The 20,641-nt window shown below is 65.3% G+C and carries 16 protein-coding genes; 1 reads left to right on the plus strand and 15 read right to left on the minus strand.

Annotated elements, in window-relative coordinates; all coding sequences use genetic code 11:
• Window positions 1-51: 51 nt before the first annotated feature.
• The 14 genes from ACVMK0_RS09090 to ACVMK0_RS09155 form a co-directional block, all read right to left on the minus strand.
• Complete coding sequence (locus ACVMK0_RS09090; RefSeq protein ID WP_476463595.1) at window positions 52-1,527, minus strand: glutamate synthase subunit beta; 1,476 nt, start codon at window positions 1,525-1,527, stop codon at window positions 52-54.
• A 42-nt stretch (window positions 1,528-1,569) separates the two neighbouring features.
• Window positions 1,570-6,333 carry a glutamate synthase-related protein gene (locus ACVMK0_RS09095; protein WP_476463596.1) on the minus strand — a complete coding sequence of 1,588 codons (4,764 nt, stop codon included), beginning with the start codon at window positions 6,331-6,333 and terminating at the stop codon, window positions 1,570-1,572.
• A gap of 238 nt (window positions 6,334-6,571) precedes the next feature.
• Window positions 6,572-6,877, minus strand: coding sequence for a type II toxin-antitoxin system RelE/ParE family toxin (locus tag ACVMK0_RS09100; RefSeq protein WP_250960971.1), 306 nt, complete (start codon window positions 6,875-6,877; stop codon window positions 6,572-6,574).
• On the minus strand, window positions 6,855-7,319 hold the full coding sequence (locus ACVMK0_RS09105; protein WP_476463597.1) for an antitoxin PaaA2 family protein: 465 nt from the start codon (window positions 7,317-7,319) through the stop codon (window positions 6,855-6,857). Before ACVMK0_RS09105 ends, ACVMK0_RS09100 begins: the two co-directional genes overlap by 23 nt.
• A gap of 108 nt (window positions 7,320-7,427) precedes the next feature.
• Complete coding sequence (locus tag ACVMK0_RS09110) at window positions 7,428-8,117, minus strand: transposase (protein WP_250960969.1); 690 nt, start codon at window positions 8,115-8,117, stop codon at window positions 7,428-7,430.
• Window positions 8,118-8,138: 21 nt separating this feature from the next.
• Window positions 8,139-9,329, minus strand: a complete 1,191-nt coding sequence (locus ACVMK0_RS09115; RefSeq protein ID WP_476463598.1) for a deoxyguanosinetriphosphate triphosphohydrolase — start codon at window positions 9,327-9,329, stop codon at window positions 8,139-8,141.
• The gene (gene aroB / locus ACVMK0_RS09120; protein ID WP_476463599.1) at window positions 9,322-10,416 is read right to left on the minus strand and encodes a 3-dehydroquinate synthase; all 1,095 of its coding nucleotides are present in this window, start codon (window positions 10,414-10,416) and stop codon (window positions 9,322-9,324) included. Before aroB ends, ACVMK0_RS09115 begins: the two co-directional genes overlap by 8 nt.
• A gap of 2 nt (window positions 10,417-10,418) precedes the next feature.
• The gene (locus ACVMK0_RS09125; protein WP_476463600.1) at window positions 10,419-10,970 is read right to left on the minus strand and encodes a shikimate kinase; all 552 of its coding nucleotides are present in this window, start codon (window positions 10,968-10,970) and stop codon (window positions 10,419-10,421) included.
• Between the two features lie 4 nt (window positions 10,971-10,974).
• Complete coding sequence (locus ACVMK0_RS09130; protein ID WP_476463601.1) at window positions 10,975-12,207, minus strand: hypothetical protein; 1,233 nt, start codon at window positions 12,205-12,207, stop codon at window positions 10,975-10,977.
• Between the two features lie 216 nt (window positions 12,208-12,423).
• A complete protein-coding gene (locus tag ACVMK0_RS09135; protein ID WP_476463602.1) occupies window positions 12,424-14,658 on the minus strand; it encodes a type IV pilus secretin PilQ in 2,235 nt (744 codons plus the stop codon).
• Window positions 14,655-15,203 carry a pilus assembly protein PilP gene (locus ACVMK0_RS09140; protein WP_476463603.1) on the minus strand — a complete coding sequence of 183 codons (549 nt, stop codon included), beginning with the start codon at window positions 15,201-15,203 and terminating at the stop codon, window positions 14,655-14,657. The genes ACVMK0_RS09135 and ACVMK0_RS09140 overlap by 4 nt, the downstream gene beginning before the upstream one ends.
• Window positions 15,200-15,895 (minus strand): type IV pilus inner membrane component PilO, encoded by a 696-nt coding sequence (locus ACVMK0_RS09145; protein WP_476463604.1) that lies wholly within the window; start codon window positions 15,893-15,895, stop codon window positions 15,200-15,202. The genes ACVMK0_RS09140 and ACVMK0_RS09145 overlap by 4 nt, the downstream gene beginning before the upstream one ends.
• Window positions 15,896-15,927: 32 nt before the next feature.
• Window positions 15,928-16,584 carry a PilN domain-containing protein gene (locus ACVMK0_RS09150; RefSeq protein WP_045536556.1) on the minus strand — a complete coding sequence of 219 codons (657 nt, stop codon included), beginning with the start codon at window positions 16,582-16,584 and terminating at the stop codon, window positions 15,928-15,930.
• Window positions 16,581-17,660 carry a pilus assembly protein PilM gene (locus ACVMK0_RS09155; RefSeq protein WP_476464674.1) on the minus strand — a complete coding sequence of 360 codons (1,080 nt, stop codon included), beginning with the start codon at window positions 17,658-17,660 and terminating at the stop codon, window positions 16,581-16,583. The genes ACVMK0_RS09150 and ACVMK0_RS09155 overlap by 4 nt, the downstream gene beginning before the upstream one ends.
• A 333-nt stretch (window positions 17,661-17,993) precedes the next feature.
• On the opposite strand from ACVMK0_RS09155, the gene ACVMK0_RS09160 reads away from it, so the two are divergent.
• Window positions 17,994-20,312 carry a penicillin-binding protein 1A gene (locus tag ACVMK0_RS09160; RefSeq protein ID WP_476463605.1) on the plus strand — a complete coding sequence of 773 codons (2,319 nt, stop codon included), beginning with the start codon at window positions 17,994-17,996 and terminating at the stop codon, window positions 20,310-20,312.
• On the opposite strand, the gene cyaY is transcribed toward ACVMK0_RS09160, so the two are convergent.
• Window positions 20,296-20,631 carry an iron donor protein CyaY gene (gene cyaY / locus ACVMK0_RS09165; protein WP_045536562.1) on the minus strand — a complete coding sequence of 112 codons (336 nt, stop codon included), beginning with the start codon at window positions 20,629-20,631 and terminating at the stop codon, window positions 20,296-20,298. The two genes, ACVMK0_RS09160 and cyaY, sit on opposite strands and share 17 nt — an antisense overlap.
• Window positions 20,632-20,641 lie beyond the last annotated feature (10 nt).

Genomic DNA, 20,641 nt, shown 5'->3' on the forward strand with positions numbered 1-20,641 from the left:
AGCGATCATAAGGGAAAGCTCGCGCTCCCAACCCGCCTGGGGCTGATAGGCTCAGCGTGGCAAGTCCGAGTGCCCCATCAGGAATTCGTCCACCGCCCGCGCCGCTTGCCGGCCTTCGCGGATCGCCCACACCACCAGCGACTGGCCGCGGCGCATGTCGCCGGCGGCAAACACCTTGGGCACGTTGGTGGCGTAGCCGCCGCTGGCCTCGGTGTGGGCGCGGGCGTTGCCGCGCGCGTCTTTGTCCACCCCAAAGGCCTCGAGCACGCTGGCCAGTGGGTGCGTAAAGCCCATGGCCAGCAGCACCAGATCGGCCTTGTGCTGCTGCTCGGTGCCCGGGATTTCGACCAGCTTGCCGCCTTGCAGCTCCACTTGCACCGTGGTCAGGCCGGTGAGCTTGCCTTTGCTGCCGGTAAAGGCCTTGGTCGAGACGGCAAAGGCGCGCTCGCAGCCCTCTAGGTGGCTGGAGCTGGTGCGCAGCTTGATCGGCCAGTAGGGCCAAGTCAGGTTGCGGTCTTCTTGCTCGGGCGGCATGGGCAGCAGCTCGAACTGGGTCACGCTGGCGGCGCCGTGGCGCCGGCTGGTGCCGACGCAGTCGGAGCCGGTGTCGCCGCCGCCGATGACGATCACGTGCTTGCCGTCGGCGCGGATCTGCTTTTTCAGCTTGTCGCCGGCGTTGACCTTGTTTTGCTGCGGCAAAAACTCCATCGCAAAATGCACGCCGTCGAGCTCGCGCCCCGGCACCGGCAGGTCGCGGCTTTGCTCGCTGCCGCCGCACAGCAGCACGGCGTCGTAGTCGGCCTGCAACTGCGCCGCGGCGAGGCTGCGCTTGGCCTCGTTGAGCACCTTGGCCCCGGCGCCTTCGGTGGGCATAGCCCCCACCAGCACGCCGGTCTGGAACTCCACCCCTTCGGCCTGCAGCTGCGCCACGCGGCGCTCGATGTGCGATTTTTCGAGCTTGAAGTCGGGGATGCCGTAGCGCAGCAGGCCGCCCACGCGCTCGTTTTTCTCATACACCGTGACCGCGTGCCCGGCGCGCGCCAGCTGCTGCGCCGCCGCCAAGCCAGCCGGGCCCGAGCCGACCACGGCCACCTTTTTGCCCGTGGCCTGTGCCGCTGGCTGCGGCTGCACCCAGCCCTGCTCCCAGGCGCGGTCGATGATCGCGTGCTCGATCGACTTGATGCCCACCGCGTCGTCGTTGATGTAGAGCGTGCAGGCCGACTCGCACGGCGCCGGGCAGATGCGGCCAGTGAACTCGGGGAAGTTGTTGGTGCTGTGCAGCACCGCGCTGGCGTTTTGCCAGTCGGCGCGATAGACCAGATCGTTGAAATCGGGGATGACGTTGTTGACCGGGCAGCCGTGGTTGCAAAACGGCGTGCCGCAGTCCATACAGCGCGCGGCTTGGCGCTGGGCCTGCGCGTCGTCGAGCGCGATGACGAACTCGCGGTGGGTTTTCAGGCGCTCGGCTACCGGCTGGTAGCCTTCCTCGAGGCGCTCGAACTCCATGAAGCCGGTGATTTTTCCCATGATGCGGTGCTCGCTAAACTAGGTTGGAGTGGGGCAGCAGGCTCAGGCCGTGGCTGCTGGGGCCAAGGCGGCTGGGGCGGCGCTGGCAGCGGCCTGAGCGCGCGCGTGCAGCTCGCCCAAAGCGCGCTGATACTCGGTCGGCATGACCTTGACGAAGCGGCTGCGGCTGTCGGCCCAGTGGTCCAGAATCTGGCGCGCCTTGGCCGAACCGGTCCAGCGCAGGTGCGCTTCGATCAGGGCGCGCAGTTGCGCCTCGTCGGTCTGGCCGCGGTGCCAGATGCCGCGCTGGCCCGCGGCCTCTTGCTCGGCCGCTGGCAGCACTTTGTCGAGCCGCACCATGGCGGTGTTGCAGCGCTGGGCAAACTGGCCGTCTTCGTCGAGCACATAGGCCACGCCGCCGCTCATGCCGGCGGCAAAGTTGCGCCCGGTTGCGCCCAGCACCACCACGGTGCCGCCGGTCATGTATTCGCAGCCGTGGTCGCCGGTGCCCTCGACCACCGCCGTGGCGCCCGAGAGCCGCACCGCAAAGCGCTCGCCGGCCACGCCGCGCAAAAACGCCTCGCCGCTGGTGGCGCCGTAAAGCACGGTGTTGCCGACGATGATGTTGCGCCCGGCGTCGCCACGAAACTCGATGCTCGGGCGCACCACGATGCGCCCGCCCGAGAGGCCCTTGCCGGTGTAGTCGTTGGCGTCACCGATCAGATACAGCGTGATGCCACGGCACAAAAAGGCGCCAAACGACTGCCCGCCCGTGCCCTCGAGCTGGATGCGGATGCTGTCGTCGGGCAGGCCCTCGGGGTGCACGCGCGTGACCGCGCCCGAGAGCATGGCGCCCACGGTGCGGTTGACGTTGCGCGCCGATTCGATGAACTGCACGCGCTCGCCGCGCTCGATCGCTGGGCGCGATTTTTCGATCAGGCGCACATCCAGCGCCTGCCCCAAGCCGTGGTCTTGGGTGCTGGTGTGCCGGCGCGGCACCGCAGCGGGCAGCGGCGGCTGGTAAAACAGGCGCGAAAAATCCAGCCCCTGCACCTTCCAGTGCTCGAGCCCGCGCCGGGTGTCGAGCAGATCGGCGCGGCCCACCAGATCGTCGAAGCGGCGCACGCCCAGCTGGGCCATGATCTGGCGCACCTCCTCGGCCACGAAGAAGAAGTAGTTCACCACGTGCTCGGGCTGGCCGGCAAACTTGGCGCGCAGCAGCGGGTCTTGGGTGGCCACGCCCACCGGGCAGGTGTTGAGGTGGCATTTGCGCATCATGATGCAGCCCTCGACCACCAGCGGCGCGGTGGCAAAGCCAAACTCATCCGCCCCCAGCAAGGCGCCCACCACCACGTCGCGGCCGGTCTTGATCTGGCCATCGACCTGCACCCGGATGCGCCCGCGCAAGCGGTTGAGCACCAAGGTCTGCTGGGTTTCTGCCAGCCCGATCTCCCACGGGCTGCCGGCGTGCTTGATCGACGACCAAGGCGAGGCACCGGTGCCGCCGTCGTGGCCAGCGATCACCACGTGGTCGGCCTTGGCCTTGGCCACCCCGGCGGCGATGGTGCCCACGCCCACTTCCGACACCAGCTTGACCGAGACGTCGGCGCGCGGGTTGACGTTTTTCAGGTCGTGGATGAGCTGCGCCAGGTCTTCGATGGAGTAGATGTCGTGGTGCGGCGGCGGGCTGATCAGCCCCACGCCCGGCACCGAGTGGCGCAAAAAGCCGATGTAGTCCGAGACCTTGGTGCCCGGCAACTGCCCGCCCTCGCCCGGCTTGGCGCCTTGGGCCATCTTGATCTGGATTTGGTCCGCGCTCACCAGGTATTCGGCCGTGACGCCAAAGCGCCCCGAGGCCACCTGCTTGATGCGCGAGCGCAGGCTGTCGCCCGGTTGCAGCGGCAGGTGCGCCTCCACCTTGTCGGCACCGATCACCGAAGCCAACGTCTGGCCGCTGCCGATCGCGCTGCCCTTGAGTTCGGCGCGGTAACGCGCTGGGTCTTCGCCGCCCTCGCCGGTGTTGCTCTTGCCGCCGATGCGGTTCATGGCCACCGCCAGCGTGGCGTGGGCCTCGGTGCTGATCGAGCCCAGCGACATGGCGCCGGTGGCAAAGCGCTTGACAATCTCGCGCGCCGGCTCCACTTCGTCGATGGCGATGGCGCGCGCCGGATCGACGCGGAACTCGAACAGCCCGCGCAGCGTCAGGTGGCGCCGGGTCTGGTCGTTGATGATCTGGGCGTAGTCTTTGTAGCTGGAAAAGTTGTTGGCGCGGGTGGCGTGTTGCAGCTTGGCGATGGCGTCGGGCGTCCACATGTGCTCTTCGCCGCGCGCGCGCCAAGCGTATTCGCCGCCGGCATCGAGCATCTGCGCCAGCAGCGGGTCGGTGCCAAAGGCGGCGCGGTGGGTGCGGATGGCCTCTTCGGCGATCTCGAACACCCCGATGCCCTCGACGCGGCTGGGTGTGCCGCTGAAGTACTTGTCCACCGTGGCGCTGCTCAGGCCGATGGCCTCGAACAGCTGCGCGCCGCAGTAGCTCATGTAGGTGCTCACGCCCATTTTGGACATGATCTTCGACAGGCCCTTGCCGATCGCTTTCACGTAGTTGGTAATGGCTTTGTCGGCCGACAGATCGCCGCTGAGCTCGTGGTGGATCGCCTCGAGCGTTTGCATCGCCAGCCACGGGTGCACAGCCTCGGCGCCGTAGCCGGCCAGCAGCGCAAAGTGGTGCACCTCGCGCGCCGAGCCGGTTTCCACCACCAGCCCGGCGCTGGTGCGCAGCCCCGTGCGCACCAGGTGCTGGTGCACCGCCGACAACGCCAGCAGCGCCGGAATGGGCAGCTGCTGCGCGCTCACGGCGCGGTCGCTCAAGATCAGGATGTTGCTGCCGCCCCTGATCGCGTCCACCGCCTCGGCGCACAGCGAAGCCAGTTTGGCCTCCACCCCCTCCTTGCCCCAAGCCACGGGGTAGCAGATGTCGATCGTGCTGCTCTTGAACTTGCCACCGGTGCGGCGCTCGATGCCGCGCAGCTTGGCCATGTCGGCCGGGTTCAAAATCGGCTGGCTGACTTCGAGCCGCAGCGGCGGGTTCACCTGGTTGATGTCGAGCAGGTTGGGCTTGGGGCCGATGAAGCTCACCAGCGACATCACGATCGCTTCGCGGATCGGGTCGATCGGCGGGTTCGTGACTTGCGCAAACAGCTGCTTGAAGTAGTGGTAGAGCGGCTTGTTCTTGCTCGAGAGCACCGCCAGCGGGCTGTCGTTGCCCATGGAGCCGATGCCCTCTTCGGCGTTGAGCGCCATCGGCGCCATCAGGAACTTGATGTCCTCTTGCGTCATGCCAAAGGCCTGCTGCCAGTCGAGCAGGGTGGCGTCGCTGTGCTCGAGCGCGGCCCGGGCCGACTCGGCAAGGCGCACCTCGCCACCCTCGGCGGCACCGGCCACCGGTTGCGTCACGTCGTCGAGGCGCACGCGCAGGTTTTCGATCCACTGCTGGTAAGGCTTGCTGTAGGCCAGGTTGGCTTTGAGCTCTTCATCATCGATCAGGCGGCCCTGCTCGAGGTCGATCAGGAACATCTTGCCCGGCTGCAAACGCCATTTGCGCACGATGCGGCTCTCGGGGATGGGCAGCACGCCCGACTCCGAGCCCATGATCACAAAGTCGTCGTCGGTAACGCAGTAGCGCGAGGGCCGCAGCCCGTTGCGGTCCAGCGTGGCGCCGATCTGACGCCCGTCGGTAAAGACGATCGAGGCCGGGCCGTCCCAGGGCTCGAGCATGGCGGCGTGGTACTCGTAAAAGGCGCGCCGGCGCGCGTCCATCTGGCCGTGCTGCTCCCAAGGCTCGGGGATCATCATCATCACCGCCTGCGCCAGCGGGTAGCCGGCCATGGTCAGCAGCTCGAGGCAGTTGTCGAAGGTGGCGGTGTCGGACTGGCCGGCAAAGCTGATCGGATAGAGCTTGTTCAGGTCGGCCCCCAGCACCGGCGAGCTCATCACGCCCTCGCGCGCGCGCATCCAGTTGTAGTTGCCCTTGACGGTGTTGATCTCGCCGTTGTGCGCCACGTAGCGGTAGGGGTGCGCCAGCGGCCACTCGGGGAAGGTGTTGGTCGAAAAGCGCTGATGCACCAGCGCCAGCGCCGAGGTGCAGCGCGGGTCTTGCAGGTCGAGGTAGTAGTCGCCCACCTGGTTGGCCAGCAGCAGGCCCTTATAGACCACGGTGCGGCTGCTCATGCTGGGCACGTAATACTCTTTGCCGTGCTTGAGGCCCAGCGCCTGGATGTGCGCGCTGGCGGTTTTGCGGATCACGTAGAGCTTGCGCTCGAGCGCGTCTTGCACGATCACGTCGGTGCCGCGGCCGATGAACACCTGGCGGATCACGGGCTCGGTCTGGCGCACCGTGGGCGACATCGGCATGGCGCGGTTCACCGGCACGTCGCGCCAGCCCAGCAGCACCTGGCCTTCGGCGCGGATGGCGCGCTCCAGCTCTTGCTCGCAGGCCAAGCGGCTGGCGTGCTCTTTGGGCAAAAAAACCATGCCCACGCCGTACTCACCCGGCGGCGGCAGACTACAGCCCTGCGCCGCCAGTTCGGCGCGGTACAGGGCGTCGGGCAGTTGCAGCAAAATGCCGGCGCCGTCGCCCATGAGCTCGTCGGCACCCACGGCACCGCGGTGGTCGAGGTTGGCCAGTATCTGCAAGCCCTGCTGCACCACGGTGTGGCTTTTTTGCCCCTTGATGTGGGCCACGAAACCCACGCCACAGGCGTCGTGCTCGTGCGCAGGGTCGTACAGGCCATACTGGCGCAACTGGTCGATTTCAAGGCTAAACGACACGGCAAACTCCTAATCGGTTAATGACTGGGAGCGAGCATAGGGCAAAGCGCGGGCTTTGGCAAGCACAACAAATGGGGTCTGACCCTAATTTCTCATTAGCTTAGCTTGTTTGATTTAATTTGGGGACAGATTAAAATGAAGCCCGGCTTCGCCTCCTAAGATTGCCCACCATCCTGCACGCGCCCGGCTTTTGCGCCACCCCTTCATCCCGATTGTTTCGATTTTTTGACCCTGAAATTCAAGCCCTGCCACCCTTCGGCGGCAACTGCCTGCGGGCATGGATCACGTTCACAACCTCTACCCGTTCGAGCGACTCGCGGTAGAACACGATGTAATTGCTGCGCACGACCAGCTCGCGCAGACCCTTGACGCGAACCGAGGGCCTGTAGAGCTTGGGGTGGTCGGGCAGCTTGCCGACCTTGGCCTCGATCTCGTCTTTCAGCGCTTGGGCGGCATCGGGGTTGTCGTTGGCAATGGTGGCCACGATCTGCAGCAGATCGGCGCTGGCCTGCGGGCGCCATTCAAGCCGTGGCTTTGCTGGCATGCTGCTTGCGCTTGGATTCGATCAGGGCCTGCACCTCATCCATGACTTGGCGATGCCCGATGTTGGGTCGGGGGTCGGATAGCGTTTCGGCCACCTTCTCGCGCACCCAATCGGTGTGCGCCTTGGCCTCGAAGGCGCTGCGCATCCGTTCAGAGGCATCGGGCCGCGCGCGGCTGGCCTTGATCGCTTGGGGGTCAAAGTCGGCGGCGTTGACGTGGTATTGGGAAATTCCGATCTGCTTGAGGTAGCAGACCAGCGTTTCAAACTTGCGAAAGGTCCGCACGGCCCCGCGCCGCGCGGCGAGCGCGCGCTCGGTGTTGCCGCACTTGACGATGACGCCCCAGCCGCCACCGTGGCCGATGACCGCGGCAGCGCGCACGGCTCCGGCCTGCGCGAGGAGGGCTAGGCTTGCGTGGTCGATGGTGTCTGCTGTGATGTCCATAGCGGCGCCTTTTGTTGCTGGAATACTCGCTGTAATAGTAGCCGATTAATTATAAATTGGCAACCTTTTGCCAACGCGGGTTAGGCTCTCTCAAGAGGCAATCGCGCCCTACCCCACCCGCCGCGGCCGCCCGCGCTGCGCCGGCTGCAGCCGCCGTGGCGTGAGCTGCTGCAACTGCGCCACGAAAGCCGGGCTGCCCAGCACCCAGCCTTTGAGCGCGGCTTGCTCGAGCCGCTGCTGCGCCGCCTCGCTCAGCCCCTGCTGCACCAGGGCCACGTAGGCGGCCTCGCGTTCAAAGGGGGTGTTGCCCAGTTGCCAATAGGCCGGTGGCGCGCTCAAGGCTGGGTCGTGGCGCAGCCCGGCGTAGTGGGCGTGGCTGCTCCAAGGGGTTTCGGCCGCCGTGCGCGCCTGCCCCTGCCGCTGCGCTTGCGTGTCTAGGCTCAAGAGCGCGGGCAGCAGCTCGGCTTCGGGTTGCAGCACCGTGCCGCGAAAGCGCCCCTCCCACAGCGTGCCGGTGTGGTCGTGGCGCAGGTTGTAATGGCGCACATAGCTGCGCCCCAGCGCCTGCATGGTGCGCGACACGGCGCCGTCGGCCAGCGGCGTGAGCAGCAGCCGCACCTGCTGCGCCAGCAACACATAGCCATGCCACTGCAGCGGTTGCGCGCGCACGGCCTCGGTCAGCAGCTGCAAAAACACCTGCCGATCGGCAGCGTCGTGGAACAGCTCCAGCCCCGGGTGCGCGCGCCAGATCAACAGGTGCGGCCAGCCGCTCAGGCTCAGGCGGGGTTGGCGTGCCATTGGGGTGCGGCCCTTGCCTACTTAATCGAACAGACTCTGCCCGGTCAGGCGCAGGTGCTCGCGCATGGCGTAGCGGTCGGTCATGCCGGCGATGTGGTCGGCCACGCGCCGGCGCAGGCTGATGGGCAGGGCGCCGGGCGCCTGGGCCGGCAGCTGCCGCGGGTCTTGGTGGTAGATCAGGTAGAGCTCGGTCACCACTAGGCGCGCGCGCTCGGTCTGCGCCAGCACCTGCGGGTGGCGGTAGAGCTGCGCCATCAAAAAGCGCTTGAGCGCGCCGGTCTGGGCGCGCATGGGGGCCGAGAAGCGCAGCAAGGGCGGGCACAGCCGCACCTCGTCCACCGACTGCACGCCGGCTTCGGCAATGGCGGCGCGGCTGGCGTCGATCACGTCATAAACCTGCTCGGTCAGCATGCGCCGGATCGTTTCATAAAGCAAGCGCTTGGCGTTGAGCGCCGGGTACTGTTGCCGCACGGCACGCAGATGGCGCTCAAACAGCTCAACCTCACCCAACTGCTCGAGCGTGAGCAAGCCCGAGCGCACGCCGTCGTCGATGTCGTGCGCGTTGTAGGCGATCTCGTCGGCCAGATTGGCCAGTTGCGCCTCGAGCGAGGGCGCGTGCCCGAGCAAAAAGCGCGCCCCCACGCCGCCGGGCTCGAGCTGCTGCAAGCGCTCGGCGTTGGCGCGCGAGCAGTGTTTGAGTATGCCTTCGCGGGTCTCGAAGCACAGGTTCAGGCCGTCGAAATCCGGGTAGCGCTGCTCGAGGGTATCGACCACGCGCAGGCTTTGCAGGTTGTGCTCGAAGCCGCCCACCGGTTCGTGCGGCGTGGCTTGGTCCTCGGGCGCGTCGGGCTCGGGCGGCAGCTGGTGCAGGCAGGCGTTGAGCGCGTCTTGGCCGGCGTGGCCAAAGGGGGTGTGGCCCAGGTCGTGGGCCAGCGCCAGCGCCTCCACCAAGTCTTCGTGCAGCCCCAGCGCGCGGGCGATGCTGCGCCCCAACTGCGCCACCTCGAGCGAGTGCGTCAGCCGGGTGCGAAACAGATCGCCCTCGTGGTTCAGAAACACCTGAGTTTTATAGACCAAGCGCCTGAAGGCGCTGCTATGGATGACACGGTCGCGGTCACGTTGGAAGTCGTTGCGCGTGGGCGCCGGCGCCTGCGGGTAGCGCCGGCCACGGCTGCGCTCGGGGTGGCAGGCGTAGGGCTGGAGCTCAGGCACAGCCGGCCTCGAGCACCTCGACCACCAGAGCGTCGTCCACCGGCCGCAGATGGGCCGCGCCAGCGTCGTCGACCAGCACGAAGCGGATCTGGCCGGCGTCGGCCTTTTTGTCCACCCGCATCAGCTCGAGGTAGCGCGCGGCGTTGGCGGCGGGGTCGGGCTCCAACCGGGGCGCCCGCACCGGCAGGCCGGCGCGCGCGATCAAATCGGCCAGATGCTGCACCCGATCAGCCGACAGCAGCCCCAAGCGCTGTGAGAGCCGCGCCGCCAGCACCATGCCGCAACCCACCGCCTCGCCGTGCAGCCACTGGCCGTAGCCCAGCCCGGCCTCGATGGCATGGCCAAAGGTGTGGCCAAAGTTGAGGATGGCGCGCAAGCCCGATTCGCGCTCGTCTTGCCCTACCACAGCGGCCTTGATCTCGCAGCTGCGCCGCACCGCGTAGGCCAGGGCAGCGGGGTCGAGCTGGCGCAGGGCGTCGAGGTGGTGGTCGATCCAGGTCAGAAAATCGAGGTCGTAGATCGGGCCGTACTTGATCACCTCGGCCAGCCCGGCGCTGATCTCGCGCGCCGGCAGGGTGCGCAAGGTGTGCAGATCGCAGACCACGCGCAGCGGCTGGTAAAAAGCGCCGATCATGTTTTTGCCCAGCGGGTGGTTGATGGCCGTTTTGCCGCCCACCGACGAATCCACCTGCGCCAGCAGCGTGGTGGGCACCTGCACAAAGGGCACGCCGCGCATGTAGCAAGCGGCCGCAAAACCGGTCAGGTCGCCCACCACCCCGCCGCCCAGGGCAAAGAGCAGCGTCTTGCGGTCACAAGCCTGCTGCAGCAAGGTGTCAAAAACTTGGTTGAGCGCATCCCAGTTTTTGTATTGCTCGCCGTCGGGCAGCTGCACCAGGTGCACGCGGCCAAAGCGCGCCTGCAAGCCCTGCTGCAGCCTGGCGGCATAAAGCGGCCCCACGGTGGTGTTGGTGACGATCAGCGCCTGCGCGGCGGCGGGCAGGCCGTCCCACGAAGCGGCGGCGTCCAGCAGGCCGCTGCCGATGAGGATCGGGTAGCTGCGCTCGCCGAGTTCAATTTGTAGGGACATGGTCAATGTGAAGCGTCTGATGCATGTGCAGGGTTGAGGGGTGCGGGTTGCAACTCCAGCCTGGCCGCAATCCAGTTGACCAGCGACGACACCGAAGGCCGACCGGTTTCGACCACGCAATGCGCGGTCTCGCGGTACAGCGGGTCGCGCTGGGTGTGCAGCTCGCGCAGCTTTTGCAGCGGGTCGGCCACCTGAAGCAGCGGCCGGCTGCGGTCGTGCTGCACGCGCCTAAACACATCTTCGGGCGCCGAGCGCAAATAAAACACCTGCCCGCGCTCGCGCAGACAGTGGCGGTTGGTCGGGCGCAGCACGGCCCCGCCGCCGGTCGAGAGCACACACGGCGGCCCCTGGGTGAGCTCGTCGAGCACCGCCTGCTCCACGTCGCGAAAGCGCGCCTCACCCTCGCGCTCAAAAAACTCGCGGATGCTGCAACCCAAGCGCTGCTCGATGGCGTGGTCCGAATCCACGAAGGGCAGTTGCAAGCGCCGCGCCAGCAAACGCCCAACCGTGGATTTGCCCGAACCGGGCAGGCCGATGAGAATGATCAATGCCAATGCGCTACGGGTTGTTGGTTACGGTGACCACTGAACGCTGCCCATTGGCATCGGTCACCGTGACCACTGCGGTTCCGGGTGTGGTTCCGCGGTTTAGGGTGAGCACGCGATTGGCATCAGGTACACCAGCAGTCACGACAGCCGTGTTGGAGCTAGCAACCGTGAAAGGTGCTGTACCGCCGACGAATTGTACCGCTGCTGTCGTTGCAGATGAACTCAGCGTCACCGAGCTTGGCTGCAATGAGAACTGCAATGGCGGACACGGCCCCACATCCTGTATTGTAATTTCGGAAGTGGCAACTGAACGTGAACTGTCCACAACGGTGATGGTGACGACTGTTGACGCAGTCACACAGCGCCCCTGCATGCCGTCTTCCACCACGATCATGCCGCCCACAATGCGCGGCGCAAGCAGGTTGAGGTGCGAGCTAAAGGCTTGCAACTGCCCGACCGCCCCAAAAACGGTCAGGTTGATAGGCTGATCGTCCACCTCAGACACCCGCAGCGCCGACGACGACAACCTCAGACCCGTGGTTGCATCAGTAATGTTGACCGTGGTGTGCACCGTTTGGTTCGCGGCGTCGGCGAACACCACAGCCACATCGGAAGTGACCAAACTGCCTACGATTTGGAACTCGTTGGCATTTGCGCCAGCAGGTCCAGTGACCGTGATTGCCGCTGGAATGCCGCCCTGCACCCGATAAGGTGGCTGGCCACCGGTCAACACCACTGTGGCGGGTATCGAAATCGGCAGGGTCAAGCTGTCTGATGACACCGCCAGCGGCAACGTCGCCACCGTGACCGCGCGCGACAGCTGCGCACCGGTCGCATCGCGCAGCGTCACGGTCAACGTGCCCGGCGCAACGCCTTCGATGCTCCAGTTGCCATCGGCTTGCGCCGTCACCAGCGCCACATTGTTGTTGTTGCCTGCGATGCTGTAAGGCGCGACCCCACCCTCGACCCTGAAGGTGCGCGCAGCCGCTGCACCCAAACCAACGGTGATCGAATCGGGCGCATTGGTAGCAAAAACCAGCGCAGGAGCCACCGTGACCGCCAAACTCACAACGGCGCCAGCTTGGTCGCGCACGGTAACGGTGGCGGTGCCAGCTGCACGGCCCATAAGGCTCAGTCTGTTGGCTGACAATAGCGGCAACACCACGCCTTCGTTCGCACTGAGGGCGGTGTAAGGGCCCGTGCCGCCGCTGACCGGGATCGGGTTGGCGGTGCTAGCTCCCACGGCCAACTGGACCTGAGTCAAGCCGCCCAGCGATAACGCAACTGGGGCCGGTGGGGCCGGTGCGTTCATTACAGCCCCCCGGCGAGCCGCCCCCGGCGGCCGCCACCGCCACCGCACGCGCTTAGCATGAGCGTAAGCCCGCCCAAAGTCAACAGCTGCACGAACCCGCCCCGTGTGCGCGAAATCAATTTAAACATTTTCATGTCCCTATCAAAATCAGCGTAAGGCGGCGCCAGTGGTCAAAACCCGAGGTGTCAGGAACACCAGCAACTCGCGGCGCTCGGTTTGGCGGGCTGTCGAGCGGAACAAATGACCGACCAAAGGCAGTTCGCCCAAGCCGGGCACCTGGTTCAGGGTGTTGCGCTCGCTGGTCTCGAAAATGCCCCCGATAACGACAGTGCCGCCATTTTCCACCAACACCTCTGTGCTGACGTTTCTGGTGTTGATGGCTTGGCCGTCTCGTGTGACTATGCCCAGACTGTCCCTGTTGACTGTTACGCGCATGATCACGCTGCCATCGGGTGTGACTTGCGGCGTGACTTCTAGCTTCAAAGAGGCGTTAATGAATTCAGTGGTGGGTTCACCCTCGTCGTTGTTTCTTGTGAAGGGAACACGCACCCCCTGCTCGATGGTGGCGAGGTTTTGGTTGGTGGTAATGACGCGTGGGCTGGCCACCACTTGGCCGCGGCCATCGGCTTGCAGAGCCGATATTTCTAAGTTTAAAAAACGGTTGGCGCTGGGGCTAAACAAAGTCGCCGCCACAGCCGCCGGCGCAACACCGGCAAGGGCCAGAGCCGGCAAGTTTACAAAAGTGGTGTTGGCAGCAGTGAGCGCACCAAATTGTCCGGTGGTGGCGGTCACGCCATCAAGGCTGGCGCCGAAAGCAATGCGGTTGCTGCCCAAGCCATAGCCCGGGGTACCGCCGCGCACGCCGCGAAAATCTGCGCCCCCCAACCGCACCCCGAGCGAGCGGCCAAAGGTGTCATCGGCTTCGACAATGCGGGCTTCGATCAGCACCTGGCTCACCGGCACGTCGATGCGCCGGATGAAGTCGGTCACGCGCTCGAGGCCCGAGGGCACGTCGGTGACAAACACCTGGTTGGTGCGGCTGTCGATGTTGACGCTGCCGCGGTTGGACAAAATGCGTGAACTGGCAGCTGTTGCTGCACCTGTACCACCGGCCGCCGCGGCCGCAGCAGCGGCCACGCCGGCCGCAGCGGCACCGGCTCCAGCAGCCGCACCCGTGCCCGTGCCCACCAACTGCGCCTTCACATCTGGTGCGCGCGCAAAGCTGAGGGAAAAAAACTGCGTGCGCAGCGGCTCCAGGGCTTGCACGTGCACCTGCGCCTCGAGCTCTTGGCGCTCGCGCTGAATGATGTGTTCGTTGGGCGCGACCCAAATCACGTTGCCGGTGCGGCGCTGGCCCAGGTTTTTGGCTTGCAGCACGGTGTCTAGGGCCTGATCCCAAGGCACGTCTTGCAAGCGCATGGTCAGGCTGCCGGTCACCGCTTCAGAGGCGATGATGTTGAAGTCGGTGAAGTCAGCGATCACTTGCAGCAAGGAGCGCACTTCGATGTTCTGAAAGTTGAGCGAGATTTTGTCGCCGGTGAAGGTGCGCTCTTGGCCTGGACGGGTGGCCTCTTGCCGCACCTCACGCACTTCGAGCACGAACTGGTTGTCGGTCTGGATGGCGCTGTGCTCCCAGTTGCCGGTGGGTTCGATCAGCAGGCGCACCCGGTCGCCCATCTGGGTGGCGGTGATGGTTTGCACCGGGGTGCCAAAGTCGGTCACGTCGAGGCGCCGGCGCAGGCCTTCGGGCAGCGAGCTCTGCTGGAACTCCACCACCAGGTTGCGCCCTTGCTGGCGCACATCGACGCCGGTCTGGCTGCTGGCCAGCTCGACCAGCACCCGCCCGGCGTTTTGTGCGCCGCGCCTAAAGTCGATATCGACCAGCGGCTGCGTGCGCGCAGCAGGGCCGGCTGGGGCAAAGGCCGCACCCAGCGCGCCCCCTGCCACCGGAGCGGCCGCCTGCGCGCCCGGCTGCAACTGCACCAGCAAGGTGTTGCCCTCGATGCGCAGCTCGTAGCCCACCGGCTGGCTGAGATTCAACACGATGCGCGTGCGGTCGCCCGCCTGCACCACGTTGGCCGAACGCAGGTTGCCTTGGTTGAGCTCAAACAAATTTTGACCGGTGGCGTTGCTGGCCCCGGGTATGTCGAGCGCGATGCGCGCCGGCGCTTGCATGCTGAAGCCCGCCGGCAGTTGGCGCAGCGGTTCGTTGGTCTGGATGCGCACGAGCTCGCCGCCGCCACCTTGTGCCGTCACGGTGAGCGACTGAATGGCCAACTGCGCCTGCGCCCAGCCCGCCATCAGCAAGGTGCAGGCAAACAAGGCATAGCGGACGGGCCGCGACAGGCTGGGGGAAAATCGGGTGTGAGGGGTCGGGTTCATTGGCCGGTGCCTTCTTGCAACTGCAATGTGGTGGTGCGCTCTACCCATTCGCCGACCGGGTCTTGAGCGATTTCGCGCAGGGCGATCTGGGTTTCGCTGATGGCGGTGATGCGTCCGAAGTTTTGCCCCATGTGGTTGCCGCGGCGCACCTGGTGGATCAAGCCCTCTGAGCGCACCAGTGCCACGGTTTCGTTGCCGCGGCGCAACAAACCCACCATGGTGATGGTGTCGAGCGGCACCGCCTCCAGCGGGTCTTTGCGGCGGCGCATCTCGGACGCCAACAAACCGGATACGGCGGGCGATGCGGCCTCGGCGCGCAGCAGCACCGTGAGTTTGTCGGAGCTAAAGGGCGAGACAGTGCCCAGCCCCTGATAGGTTTGCGGTACGTGGGGCTGGGGTGCCAGAACCGGCGCCACACTGGGCTGCGCGGCGGCCCGCTGCTGCTCCATCCAAGCCGAGAGGTCGTCGCCGCTGGGGGTGCAGGCAGTGAGCGCCAAGGCCGCTGCCAGCAGCAAGCCTAAGGGGTAAAACCGGGCCGTACTCATCGCTGGCCCCCGGCGGCGCGCTGTTGCTGTTGCCGTTCGCGCTGGCGCTGCGCAACCTCTTCGGGGTCGAGGTAGCGAAAGGTTTTGGCGGTGGCATCCATGGTCAGCACCTCGGGCCGGTTGGGGGCCGGCGCCAGACTCAGGTTGTGGAGGATCACGATGCGCGACAGGTGCGCCACATCCGAGACGAACATACCGATGTCGTGGTAGCTGCCGATGACGCGCACCGCGATCGGCAGTTCGGCGTAGTGGTCGCGCAGCTCAACTTGCCCGGGCCTAAACAGCTCGAACTGCAAACCGCGCCCGATGCCGGCCTGGTTGATGTCGGAGAGCAAGGCATCCATCTCGGCTCGGCTGGGCAGTTGGCGCTCGAGCTGGCTCACATAAAGGCGCACCTGTTCGAGCTGGGCCCGCAATGCATCCAGATTGGCCGCCTGGGCCACTTTGCTCGTGAATTCGGTGCGCAACTGCGCCTCGCGCTGGCGCTCGGTTTCAAGCTGCGCGCGCATGCCGCTTAGCACCACAAACCACAGGCCCACCAGCACCGCCAACGCCACCACCAGCAGCAGCAAGCGGCGCGGCATGGCGGGCCAGCGCGAGGGGTCGTTGGGATCGAGACCACTGAATTGGGACCGCACATCTTGTTGCCAACGGGCAAAGTCGAACGAGGCGGATTTGGTTTTTTTGCTCATGATCGGTTCAGGCCCTCTCAATGCGGCTGCGCTTAGACTCGACCGCCAGTGGCCGCCGGTGCAGGCGATTGACCTGCTGGCTGCGTCTGGCCGGGTTGCGCCGGTGTTGAACCTTGCGGGCTGGTTTGCGTATTGGGGCTAAGGGTCAAACGCACCGAAAAATTGAACACGCGGCGCTGATCGCGCGGCCCAAGGGCCAACGTTGCAGCAGTGATTTCGACCAGATGCGGTTGAGTGAGCCATGGGCTGCGACCGCCAAAATTGCGCAGCAACTCGGACACCCGCTCCTGCGATTGAGCCACCCCGGTCAAGGTGATGGCTGCAGCCTCTTGGCGCAGCGCCGTCAGGTGCACGCCTTCGGGCAGCAGCCGCACCATCTCGTCGAGCAAATGCACAGGCAAATTGCGCCCGGCTTGCAAGCTCTCTACGGCAGCCTGGCGCGACTTGAGGCCATCGAGCTCCTGCTGCAAGGTGGCCACTTCGCGAATCTGGACATCCAGCTTTTGGATCTCGGCCTGGATGAACTGGTTGCGCTCCTGCTGCCCACTGATCTGCAGCTGGAAAAAACCATAGACCAGAGCCGCCAGAACCAGGCCTGCACCTATCGCCAAACCCAGGTTGACGAAAAACTGCTCGCGCTTTTTCTTGCGCGCAATTTCGCGGTGGGGTAATAAATTGATAGCGATCATGAAGAATACCTGCGCATAGCCAAGCCCGTGGCCACCAAAAACGCCGTGCTGCTATCCGCCCCTTTGGCCGAGACTGAGGCAGCCGATAGCGACATGCCTTCAAAAGGGTTGACAATCTTGGAAGGGAAGGATGTTTGATTCATGACTGCCACCTCGATCCCAGGCACCGCGGCCGCCCCACCCGACAGCAACACGTAATCCACCTTGTTGTGCGGGGTGCTGGTAAAGAAAAACTGAAGGGCGCGGCCTATATCTTGCCCTAGCTGACTCTGGTAGGGCGAGAGCACGGCTTCGTGGTAATCGGGTGCAAAGGCGGCGGATTTCTTCTTGCTTTCGGCTTCTTCAGGAGAGATCGAGTAGTGTCGAGCGATCCACGCCGTCAACTGATTGCCACCAAAATTCTGCTCGCGCTCGTAGACCATGTCTTCGTTGCGAATGACCTGCAAGCTCGAGTTTTGCGAGCCCAGCTCGAACAGGGCAACCAGCATGTTTTCCCCTCGATTCGGCAATGCCTCGATCACCCGAGCGGCCGCCAACCTTGAAGCGAACGACTCCACATCAAGCAGCACCGGCACCAAGCCGGCCGCCTCGGCCAGGCCTTGACGGTCTGAGACCTTCTCTTTGCGCGAAGCCACCAGCAGCACCTCGACAAAATCGGGCATCTTGGGCGCCGGACCCACAACACAAAAATCGAGGCTGACCTCAGCCAGCGGGAACGGAATGTACTGCGCCGCCTCAGACTCAACCTGAAGCTCCAACTCTGCCTCACTCAACCCAGCAGGCAGGTTGATTTTTTTGGTGATCACGGCCGAACCCGGCAAGGCCAACGCGGCGCTGCGGGTTTTGCTGCCCGACTTTTTGACCAACCGCTTGAGTGCAGATGCCACTTGGTCAAATTGCTCAATGTTGCCTTCCTTGACCCATCCGCGCTCCAAGGGCTCTACGGCGCAGTGCAGAACCTCCCAGCGACCAGAGGGATCACGCTGCAGCTCAACCAGCCGGAGTGAGTTTGTGCTGACGTCGATCCCCAGCAAGGGAGCGGGTTCCCGACGAAATAGCGTTCTGATTGAGACCAAATTCACCCCCAAGAGCGGTTACGGTTCGACACAAAAAGGGACATGTATCAAACCTAGCATCAAGCAGACGGTTTAAGTACCACTGGCCTGGGCTGCCGTTGAAAAAAACGATGCGCCAAGTTGGCACAGTGTAGCCACAAGGCAAGTAAGTTTACAAACTTTGACAGACTCTAAGCCATCCGAGCGCACGATCAGGCTGCTTTTTTTATAATCCGATACCTTAGATGCAAAATATTCATGTCCGCCACCTCGCCTCGCTCGCCTGAGCCCGACCCGCATCGGGCCGCTTCTACCCGCACAAAGCCTGTAGGCTGGTCGCGCCGCGTGAGGTCGATGGCGTTTACCGCCATCGTCGCATCGGTAGTGGCTGCGTTTGCGGGCGCGGTGTTGCTGGGCCTCGCCGTGACCTTGGCCTACCCCAAGCTGCCCGATGTCACCAGCCTGAGCGACTACCGCCCCAAATTGCCCCTGCGCGTCTATGCACGCGACGGCGAGCTGATCGGCGAGTTTGGCGAGGAGCGGCGCAACATGACGCCCTTTGCCGAAATCCCGCCGGTGATGATCCAAGCCGTGCTGGCGATCGAGGACGAGCGCTTTTTCGAGCACGGCGGGGTTGACTTTCGCGGTGTGGCGCGTGCGGCGCTGGCCAATGTGTTCGACCCCCTGAGCCAAGGCGCCTCGACCATCACCATGCAGGTGGCGCGCAACATGTTCCTGACCAAGGACCGCACCTTTTTGCGCAAGTTCTACGAGGTGCTGCTCACGTTCAAGCTCGAACGCCTGCTAACCAAGGAAGAAATTCTGGAAATCTACATGAACCAGATCTTCCTTGGGCACCGCTCTTATGGTTTTGCGGCGGCGGCGCAGACCTACTTTGGCAAGCCGCTGGCCCAGCTTTCAGTTGCCGAAGCAGCCATGCTGGCCGGCCTGCCCAAAGCCCCATCGGCCTTCAACCCGATCAGCAACCCGCGCCGCGCTCGCATCCGCCAACTGCACATCATCGACCAGATGCTGGCCAATGGCTTTATCACGGCCGAGCAGGCGCAAGCCGCCCGGGATGAGCCGCTGCAGCTGCGTCGCCTCGACCCCGAGCAGTTCATCCACGCCAACCACGTGGCCGAAATGGTGCGCCAGCAGGTGTTTGCCCAGTACGGTGAGGCCGCTTACGCGCGTGGCTTGCGGGTTTACACCACCATCGACGCCGACCAGCAGCGGGCCGCTGTGCGGGCGGTGCGCCAAGGCGTGATCAACTTTGAACGTCGCCAGCACTACCGCGGCCCCGAGCGCTTCATCGAGCTGCCTGCGGAGGCCGCTGCGCGCGAAGCCGCCATCGACGCGGCGTTGACAGCGATCCCCGACTTCAACGGCTTTGTCACCGCCGTGGTGCTCGAAGCCAGCGCGCGCCGGGTGCTGCTCAGCCGCGGCGAGGTGGCCCCGATCGAGGTTACAGGCACCGGCCTCGATTCGGTGCGCTCCGGGCTGGCCACCAACGCGCCGCCGCACCTGCAGCTGCGCCCCGGCGCGGTGGTGCGGCTGGTGCGCGACGCGCAGCAACGCTGGGCCATCACCCAGAAACCAGTGGTGGAGGCCGCTTTTGTGGCCATCGATCCGCGCAACGGCGAAATCCGCGCCTTGGTCGGCGGCTTTGACTTCGATCGCAACCAGTTCAACCGCGTCATCCAGTCGCAGCGCCAGCCGGGCTCGGCGCTCAAGCCTTTCATCTATTCGGCCGCGCTCGAACACGGCGTCATGGCCTCGACCTTGGTCAACGACGCGCCGCTGTTTTTTAGCGCCGCCGCCACCGGCGGCCGGGCCTGGGAGCCGCGCAACTACGACGGCCAGTTCGAGGGCCCGATGACCGTGCGCACGGCCTTGGCGCGCTCGCGCAACATCCCCTCGATCAGCGTGCTCAAGGCAGTGGGGCCGAGCAACGCCCAGCAGTGGCTGACGCGCTTTGGCTTTGAGGCCGAGCGCCACCCCCCGTATCTGGCCATGGCGCTGGGTGCGGGCGCCGTCACGCCGCTGCAACTGGCCAGCGCCTACGGTGTGTTCGCCAACGGGGGTTTTTACACCCCACCGGTGCTCATCACCCGCATCACCGACCACGAGGGCAAGGTGCTGATGCAAGCGCCGGCGCGCGGGCTCGAGCACGCGCAGCGTGTGATCCCGGAGCGCAATGCCTTCGTCATGACTCAGCTCATGGGTGAAATCACGCGCAGCGGCACGGCGGCACGGGTGCAATCGACCTTGCGCCGCCCCGACTTGTACGGCAAAACCGGCACCACCAACGACGCGGTCGATGTCTGGTTTGCCGGCTTTCACCCAACCCTGTCGGCGGTGGCCTGGATGGGCCACGACACACCGCGCAACCTGGGGCGCAACGCCACCGGCGGCTCGCTGGCGTTGCCGATCTGGATCGACTTCATGCGCGAGGCCTTGGCCGGGGTGCCGGTGCAACAGCCCAACGCACCCGCCGGGCTGATGGTGGCCGGAGGGGAGTGGTACTACGAGGAATCTGGCCCAGGACAAGGCGTGGCCTCGCTGGGCATGGCCGACGCCGACACCGCGCCAGAGGGCGCGGCCGAAATCGCCCCGCCCATGACGGCAGAGGACCGGCGCAACATCTTGGACTTGTTTACCCGCCCGAACTGAAGCGCAGCGCCGCCCCGGCTTGGGCGCTGGCTTCTTGCGAGAGGCGCTCGTAAAACTCCCCCGCCCCTTTGGTGTCGAGCCACTGCTGGCCATCGAAGCGGTAGTGGGTGCCGCCGCTGCGCGCCGCCATCCACACCTCGTGCAGGGGTTTTTGCAGGTTGATGACGATCTGGCTGCCGTTGCGAAACACCAGCGTGACCATGCCGCCCACGCGCTGGTTGTCGATGTCCACCTCGGATTCGTCGTTGATGCGGTCGCAGCAGCGCTCGACCGCCCGCAGCAGGGCTTCGGCGTGGTTTAAATAGTCGGTGTCGTTCATTACAATCGCG

This window comes from Serpentinimonas sp. SSL01 (assembly GCF_056323735.1).